The organism is Dietzia cercidiphylli (assembly GCF_014145145.1).
GTDB lineage: Bacteria > Actinomycetota > Actinomycetes > Mycobacteriales > Mycobacteriaceae > Dietzia > Dietzia natronolimnaea.
Genome location: NZ_JAALEA010000272.1, coordinates 1 through 8,346, shown reverse-complemented (window position 1 = coordinate 8,346; position 8,346 = coordinate 1). Strand labels below are relative to the sequence as shown.

Below are 8,346 nucleotides of genomic sequence, written 5' to 3'. Positions count from 1 at the left end.
TCGCTGTAGCTATGCCCGGCCAGCGCCAACGTCACCATGGCCTTTTAGTCGGCCACGCGAGCCTCATCAAAAAGGAAAAGACGGCGCATTCGCGACGCCTCGCCCCAAGCAGACCACCCCACGTGGCCCGCGAAGCACCAAGTCGCCGGAATCGCAGTACCTTCTGGCCCTACCAGCCAACCACATTAACCGCTAGCTCTGACCACCTTGTTACACAGAACTCTTGACAGGCTCGGCGTCGATGTCGCGTTAGCATGGGACACGAAGACACCCGTTGTGGGCGTAGATGCTTAGTCGCTTTCAAACCTCACACGGAGGCTTACCTCAGTTCATCCCGCCATGCCGACCGAAGACACAACCTCCGTCGTCAGTATAGATAGAGTGGGCACAAGCGCCTCATGGCCACCATCAACTCGAAAGGCAAGGCGCCCCGGCAGGAGGACACGGCCACGTGGAAATCACTAGGAGTCAACGTATATAGATTCGGTATGCAACCGCCATCGACGCTAATGCGCAAAAGCAGCCGAGAGACGACGCCACCGCCGCACCAACCAGTCCAAAGAGACTAGTCAGCGGTACTATGCATGCAAGCATTACCGCCACGCCTAATGCGCCAGTCGCCGTCGGAATTCGGTGACTACCAGTTATGCGAATCGAATTGCAAAAGGTCTGATACGGTGGAAGCGCCGCAGCACCGACGAGGCTAGCGAGAAGCACAGGATACGAGGGCTCAAATTCTCGGCCGTACATTAAAACAATTAGAGGATACCCGACCAAGCCAACCAGGCCGGCACAAACCAAGCCGAGAAACAGGGCCTTTCTAACCATCCGAGGTACTGAATGAGCCATTCCATTGGCCGCGAGGTACTGGGCGCGCCAGCTGTATTGACTGGGAGCGATCTCAATCAAAATATTAAACGAAATACCCACCGAATAAATGCCGGCTCCGGCCGGACCAACGATTAGGTACACAACCAAGAGGTCCGCTCGGCTCAACGCCATCTGGCTGACTCGATTAGGTACCCAGTGAGCACCGCGTAGGATCGATTTATACGCTTTGGGTCGAGCCACTTGCGACGATTCGCCAACGCGGAACAGTGTCGGTATCGACAAGGCAACGCCCGTCAGCATGCTCCCCACGACAATGATCACAGTCGTGCCCTCATTCAGGCCACCCAAGAGGCCCAAAACGATAGTAATAAGCAAAACTGAAGCTTGCTGAACAAGCACCAGGACGGCAAAGCGCATCGGACCATATCGGCCATTCATAATAACGCCGGCCTGATTAAGTACAGTTATCGCGCACGCTGCCGCGACAACGTAGGCTAAAAACGGCAACAGTGGATGCAACAATACAAAGAGCACGGCGCCCGAAACGCAGTATGCGACCCAATATGGTGCCATCCAGTACGCAGACCGCTCCTGAGATCCAGATTTCTTGCCGTGCCGGACCACCTCCGAAGCCAATTCACAATTAATCACTGCAAATAAAAGGTTGCCCGCTGCAACTATCGAAGAAAAAGAACCTTTCGTCTCGGCACCCCCCAATCGCGCCATCAACACACTGGCTAGAACCCCTAGACCAATTGCGATAAATCGGATTACAGTGGCGCGGAAGGTATCACCCCTCACGAACGAACCTAACCGTAGCACTACCGCTCCTAGATCGAAATGACAGAAGGTGGTGAATGAACTGACTAGATCACGCGCCTATTTCTTTCCGCAAAACAGGCAGTTTCCAGACAGCTACAGCCATACGCTGCTTTCCAGGAACCGTCTTTTCTCGACTGCTGACATCTGTTTAGTAGGTACTCCCTTTCTCGACGACTTGGCTACATAGCTTTCCACGGAATCCAAAACACGCGCCGGGCAACCAGCAACCACCGACCCGCTTGGAACGTCTTTAGTCACAACCGACCCTGCTCCGACCACGACGTCATCGCCGATGTTGACGCCGGGCAAAATTATAGAATTCACACCGATGAAGACGTTGTTCCCAACCACGATGCGGCCGAAGACATCCAACCTAGGATCATCCTCTCGCGCCACCCATACACCGCCGTCGTGGGTAATGAACCTAACCCCCGAAGTCACGCGCACCCGGCTACCAAGCGACACCAAATATGGCTCCGAGCCAAAAGTAGCGATAGACACATCGAGAAACGAGCAATTGGTGCCGAACAAAACGCCCTTAGCGCGAAGGTAGCGGCTCGGGGCGACTCGTACAAACAGTCGGTCCGCGATCTTTCTAAAGACTCTCATAATCATAATCCGAACACCTCTCCGAACTAATGTGAAAATGACCTATCAACTCGAATACAGTTCTCGCCCACTAAGAACAATGAGATTGAACAGCTGAATTCCGCGAAGTGATGAGACTAGCTGACCACTAAGGGCGATCCCTCAGCCATAGCTCCAAAACAAGCAGACTATACCGAAGAAAATCAGTGTTCTTGTTCGCCATCTCGGTGCCATTGAACAAGCGTCGAACGAACATGGGATCGAGATACGACGAAATCAAGGGCTCTCCGGATTCAAACAAGTCACCGACCATCGGGCGCAAATCGTTGCCCATCCATTCCCCCATAGGTACGGAAAAACCGCGCTTAGGAGAGTCGATAACCTCGTCCGGGATGAGACCCCGGTAAGAGTCCTTAAGCAATGCCTTACGTCGACCGTTGCGGACCCGAAAATTCGCAGGCAAGCGAAAAGCGAATTCAGCGAGATGGAAATCTAGCAGCGGGGACCTTGCTTCAACCGAATGCGCCATAGTGGCCATATCCATCTTGACCAGCAAGTCGGAAAGCAAAACTATAGATAGCTCCGCATTAATCTGCCGGTCAAGCATATTCAGAGCTGGAATATTGAGCTCGGAGACTATCCGTTCGCTCGGACTCTGCGGGTTACCGATCCATGCAAGTTCCTTGTCTCTGGTGTCGAACATATCGACGGTCCACATCAGATACTGTTGCTCCCAGCTTGCAGCAAGACTCCGCTGCAACCGCCCAATCCGGCGTCCTGCGCTGCCCGGCACGTGCGACACTGGGCGTTCTAACAAGCTGAAGAACTTTCGAGCACGAGGTGGAGTAGTAAGGCCACGCTGGAGGTATCTCGTCATCAAATAGCGACCGTACCCCGCAAACAGCTCATCACCTCCGTCTCCGTTCAGCACAACCTTTACGTGCTTGCTCGCGAACTCCGAGATCGCCATACTTGGAATTGCACTTGAGTCAGCGTAAGGCTGATCGTAATGCTTGACGACCTTCGGGATGAGCTCCGCTGGAGATAGCGGTAAGCTGACAGAATGACTCTTGAGACCAAACCTCTTCGCAGTCCGCTGCGCCACCATCGACTCGTCGTTCGCGAAACCCTCGAAACCAACTGTGAATGCGTCGACACCTATTCCGCCTTGCTTAGCAATCTCATACGCTACGACGCTGCTGTCAACTCCACCGGAAAGGAAAACGCCCACCGGCACATCTGAAACAAGTCTCTTCTTCGTCGCCGCGCCAACTAGCTCGCGAGTCTTCGCTTTGGCATCCTCGTAGCTTAGCCTCAACTTTGGCTCAAACGTGGGCGACCAGTATTGAGTGACTGTTGAACCAGCCGCACTCATTACCATCATGGAACCAGGCGCTATACAGCGAATCTCTTTGTAGATTGTGCCCGGCTGCGGTACAACACCGAAGGAAAGATAGTCAAAGATCGATTGATCCGAAACCGTCGCTGATATTCCTAGACGATCAAGCAGCGGAACTAGCCCCTTAAGCTCCGAAGCGAACGCCAGGCCGCCCCCAGGAACGTTAGCGTAATACAGCGGCTTCTTACCGAGCCGGTCGCGAGCCAACAGGAATACGCCTTCCTTCCTATCATAAAGCGCGATAGCGAACATGCCGTCGAGCTTATCTAGGAAAGCTGTACCGCACTCTTCATACAGATGCACCAGGACCTCTGAGTCGGCATCAGAGTTCAGAACGTGGCCACGTTCCCGCAGAGATTTTGCCAATTCCCGGTAGTTGTAAATTTCCCCGTTGAAGACAGCGACGACACCGCCGTCCTCTGAGTAGACGGGCTGCGAGCCGTGCTTTAAGTCAATGATAGATAACCGACACATGGCCAAGAACGTCCCCGGCCACTCGCCGTAACCGGTCTCGTCAGGGCCGCGATGTTTGAATGCCTCGATCGCCGAGAAAACAGCTTCTTGCAACGGCGCACCAGATCGATCCGATACCACTCCTGCTATTCCGCACATAGACCCGCCCTCCTCGCACTTTGGAGCCCTCGGATTGAAGACCCGGTCTTCCTTGCAACAGGTCATGCGCCACCCGCCGGGGTTGCCGGCAGGAACAGGGCACTAAAATGACTATTCCTCGTTAGAGTAGATGTACGGTTTTAGAGCGACTCATCACCCCACGAGTGTCGAGCACGCATGTGGCGGTCGCCTGAACTAAAGCCAAGTCGATCGATGAGTGCGGTTGCAACAGCACTACCAGATCCGCTTCGCCTAAAGCGACCTCTAGCTCCCGCTCTCCCTCCATCTGAGTCTCGCCGCCGAACTCCCACAATGGCACGAAAGGATCGTAGTAACGAATATCCGCGCCCCAAGCGTTGAGCCTGTTAGCGAGCGGTATGGCGGGACTTTCACGCTGGTCTGAAATGTCGGGCTTATAAGTAACCCCGAGCAACAAAATGCGCGAACCGTTAACTGGCTTTCGCTCGTTATTCAGAATGGCTCTGCACCGGTCGGCAACATACCAAGGAGCGGCATGGTTAATTTCCTCGGCGAGCTCGACCATCCTAAACGCATACCCGAGCTTTGCCTTCACCCTATGCGAAAGGTAGGACGGGTCAATTGGAATGCAATGACCCCCAACTCCCGGCCCGGGCCTAAACCCCATGAATCCAAACGGTTTAGTTGATGCCGCATCAATCGCGTCCCAGAGGTCAATCTCCAACTCCTGGCAGAAGCGAACCATCTCATTAACCAGCGCGATATTCACATGGCGAAACGTATTCTCCAATAGCTTCGCCATCTCCGCTTCCTTCGCCCCCTTAGCCGGAACTACCGTGTCAATAAACGAGGCGTAAAAGTCGCGAGCTTTTTCGGTGCACTGTTCGGTGATACCTCCGACGACTTTCGGCGTATTTTTTACGCCGTAAATCTGGTTCCCTGGATCAATTCGCTCGGGCGAAAAAGCAACATGTAGGTCTTTGCCAACCGTATAACCATTAGCAGTCACCAGCGGAGCAAAAATCTCCTCCGTGGTTCCCGGATAAGTAGTAGATTCGAGGATGCAAACTGCACCCGGCTGGACATGTTCGCCGATTGTTCTAGCGGTCGCCTCCACCGCCCGCAGATCGGGACCACCGTCTGCGCTCAAGGGGGTTGGCACACAAACAACCACGACGTCGGCTTCCCTTATGCATCTGGGATCCAAAGTGGCTTTGTAGCCGCCTTCTAGCCCAGCCGCAAGCATGCCGCTCGTCACATCGTCGATGTGCGACGTGCCTCTGTTTAGATTCTCAACGACCGTCTCGTTCAGGTCCAAACCGATCACTTCGTGACCAGCTTGCGCTGCTCGGAGCGCCATTGGCAGACCAACATAGCCCTGCCCGATTACAACCAGCGTACTCATTTATACTCCTCAACGAACCAGTTGAAAGTGCGGTCTAGTCCGATTTCTAGGGGGACCGGTATTACATTCGGAAACAGGCCGGTAAGCGTTCTATTTACCGCTTGAGAGTGCTTCACGTCTCCAGGTCTAGGGTCACGAAATTCAACTGTTGGCGCGCTATCGGCCAGCGAGCCAATCTGGCCGACGAGTTCTAGCAAAGAGGTATTGGTACCGAAGGCCAAGTTCACCGGCTCGGCATGCGTCACCTTTTTTTCTGCGGCTTCCAACAGCACTTCGCAAACAGTACCAACGTACGTAAAGTCTCTTGAATTCGTACCATCTCCGTTTATCGGCAAAGGCTGGTTTCTCAATAACGAGTCAATGAATATCGGGATAACCGCAGCGTAAACGTGACCCGCCCTCTGCCAGGGCCCGTAAACATTAAAAAACCGGAACGCCAGTGTGCTCATGCCGTACGCCTGCTGAAACGCCAATGCGTACTGTTCAGTTGCGAGCTTGCTTACAGCGTACGGGCTCATTGCTCGTACCCATTCTCTTTCGCTTTTGGGCATCGCAGGGTTCATTCCATAGACTGACGACGACGACGCGACCGAGACATGGCTTACGCTTGCGTCACGAGCAGCGAGAAGCACGTTAAGCGTGCCGGTCGCGTTTGCCTCATGAGTCGCTACAGGATCCTGAACGCTTCGCGGCACACTACCTAGCGCACCCAGGTGGACTACAGAATCGATCCCGTCCATGGCCGACGAAAGCGCCTGCTTATCCAGGAAGGAGTTTTTTCTGAAATCAACGTTCAGGCCATCGATGTTCCGCATGTTTCCTGTGCTGAGATCATCGATTATGCGCACTTCGTGACCCGCCACTGTCGCCATACGTGCGAGGTTGGAGCCAATGAAGCCGGCGCCCCCAGTAATAAGTATCTTCACGCTTTCTCCCATGATAATTTCGGCTTGGTGCTGGAATTCTCATCCAGCCATAACCGAGCATCTTCGTTCGTTTTTATCGACAGCACATAGCCTAAATCTAGGTCAACTGGGGGAACCCGCACTTCAGAGAGCGCTTCGTGCTTTTCCCCGACGACCGGGGTTTCGGAGTCGTCAAACAGCTCTTCTGCAAGCTTTTCGTTGTTTCGTAGCCCGGTGTACACGACCTCGATACTCTTCCCGGACTGCTCAATCAGCGTTCTAGCAACATCCGCAATTTTTACCGGCTCGCCCATATCAAGGACAAGGGTTTCGCCGCTGTCGCCGACAACCGCTGCTTGAAGAACCAATTGACAGGCCTCCTGAATTGTCATAAAGAACCGGTTGACTTCAGGGTCGGTAACTGTCAGCGGGCCCCCGTTCTCAATCTGTTTCTCAAATACAGTCAGCACCGAACCTCGAGATCCTAGTACGTTTCCGAATCGGACCGATACGTACTTTCCCTCGCTGCTACTAGCCGCCTTCGTCGCCGTCAGTTTTTCAGCGATTCGCTTACTAGTACCCAATGACGAACAGGGATTAGCTGCCTTGTCCGTCGAGATGTTTACGAATGTGGCTACTCCGGTACTCTCTGCTGCATCAAGCAAGTTCAGAGTACCCAGCACGTTTGTTTTCAAGGCTTCTAGAGGGTATCTCTCCAAAAGCGGCATATGCTTGAGTGCCGCAGCGTGGAACACGATCTCAGGTCGACGCTTAGCGAAAATGTCAATAATTGAATCGCGGTCTCGGATGGATGCGAGAATCGTATCATCGCCGTCCAGCATCGCCTGATCACTTATTGATAATTGTGCCGAGTGCAGGCCGGATTCATCCCGATCCAACATCATGAGCTCGGCCGGACGGAACCTAATGATTTGACGGCACAGCTCGGACCCTATCGATCCGCCGGCGCCAGTAACCAGTATTCGTTTCCCCCGAATATATTCTGCTATTTGCGTTTGGTTCAGCTTCGCCGGCTTGCGACCCAATAAATCATTTACGTTGATCTCTCGTAGTTCTGTCGCTGCCACACGCCCTGTCATCAACGAGTCCAACGGCGGCAGGACTAAGACATTTAGACCCGCGGCTTCAGCTCTGTCGCGAACGTCTATCAAGTCGTCGCCAGGTAGACTCGGCACGGCGACAATGAGCGTTCCTGCTCCGGTCCGCGTTGCTAGTGCCTCGAGATAGTCACGACCGCCATGCACCCGCACGCCTTCGATTACCATATTCCGTTTGCTCGGGTCATCGTCCAAAATGCCAACTGGGTTGTATTTCGAGGTCACTGATCTTCGGAATTGGCGGACAAGCTGCCTTCCCCCGCTTCCTGCCCCGAATACTATCACCGCTTCAGCGTCTTTCGCGGCCCCGGCACCGAAAAGCTCTTTAGCACGCACCAGCGATCTTAATATCAAAGCCGCGAGTACGATCAACGCCCCGGTTATTAAGGGAACCGACCTCGGAATCTCCCCGTTTTCGCCAATAATCGCGTGGCCCACGAATACCAGGAAGGCGGATCCAATAAACACCATCGACAGCACGCCACTCTCTAGCACGCTTCCGGGGACAAACCGCCCTCTATATAGACCAACGAACCATCCGACGCCGCAACCTAACACCACAAAGCCGATCAGAACCGCGTAGAAGCGCTGCGTCCCCATCGAATTCGCGACTTGCGCTACTGAGAAATCGAAACGCATCCACAGCGCTAAGGTGAATGCCGTTGCCCAAAGAATGGAGTCAGCTAG

Annotated in this window: 6 protein-coding genes; all 6 read right to left on the bottom strand. The window is 53.9% G+C overall.

Translation table 11 applies throughout. The features are described from left to right. Window positions 1–468: 468 nt before the first annotated feature. Window positions 469–1,632 carry a lipopolysaccharide biosynthesis protein gene (locus tag G6028_RS10240; RefSeq protein ID WP_182658798.1) on the bottom strand — a complete coding sequence of 388 codons (1,164 nt, stop codon included), beginning with the start codon at window positions 1,630–1,632 and terminating at the stop codon, window positions 469–471. A 114-nt stretch (window positions 1,633–1,746) separates the two neighbouring features. Continuing rightward, a complete protein-coding gene (locus G6028_RS17915) occupies window positions 1,747–2,262 on the bottom strand; it encodes an acyltransferase (RefSeq protein WP_277817594.1) in 516 nt (171 codons plus the stop codon). A gap of 127 nt (window positions 2,263–2,389) precedes the next feature. Then, window positions 2,390–4,252, bottom strand: coding sequence for an asparagine synthase (glutamine-hydrolyzing) (asnB, locus tag G6028_RS10230; protein WP_206685743.1), 1,863 nt, complete (start codon window positions 4,250–4,252; stop codon window positions 2,390–2,392). Window positions 4,253–4,373: 121 nt separating this feature from the next. Next, window positions 4,374–5,636 carry a nucleotide sugar dehydrogenase gene (locus tag G6028_RS10225; RefSeq protein ID WP_182658795.1) on the bottom strand — a complete coding sequence of 421 codons (1,263 nt, stop codon included), beginning with the start codon at window positions 5,634–5,636 and terminating at the stop codon, window positions 4,374–4,376. Continuing rightward, window positions 5,633–6,562: an NAD-dependent epimerase/dehydratase family protein gene (locus G6028_RS10220; protein ID WP_182658794.1), complete on the bottom strand. Its 930-nt coding sequence runs from the start codon at window positions 6,560–6,562 to the stop codon at window positions 5,633–5,635. Before G6028_RS10220 ends, G6028_RS10225 begins: the two co-directional genes overlap by 4 nt. Beyond that, a partial coding sequence (locus tag G6028_RS10215) for a nucleoside-diphosphate sugar epimerase/dehydratase (RefSeq protein ID WP_182658793.1) occupies window positions 6,559–8,346 on the bottom strand: 1,788 nt, incomplete at its 5' end. The genes G6028_RS10220 and G6028_RS10215, both read right to left, overlap by 4 nt.

Bases quoted from the DNA above. Each gene is read 5' to 3' on its own strand.
- G6028_RS10225 (WP_182658795.1), bottom strand. From the start codon at position 5,636: ATGAGTACGCTGGTTGTAATCGGGCAGGGCTATGTTGGTCTGCCAATG.
- asnB (WP_206685743.1), bottom strand. From the start codon at position 4,252: ATGTGCGGAATAGCAGGAGTGGTATCGGATCGATCTGGTGCGCCGTTG.
- G6028_RS17915 (WP_277817594.1), bottom strand. From the start codon at position 2,262: ATGAGAGTCTTTAGAAAGATCGCGGACCGACTGTTTGTACGAGTCGCC.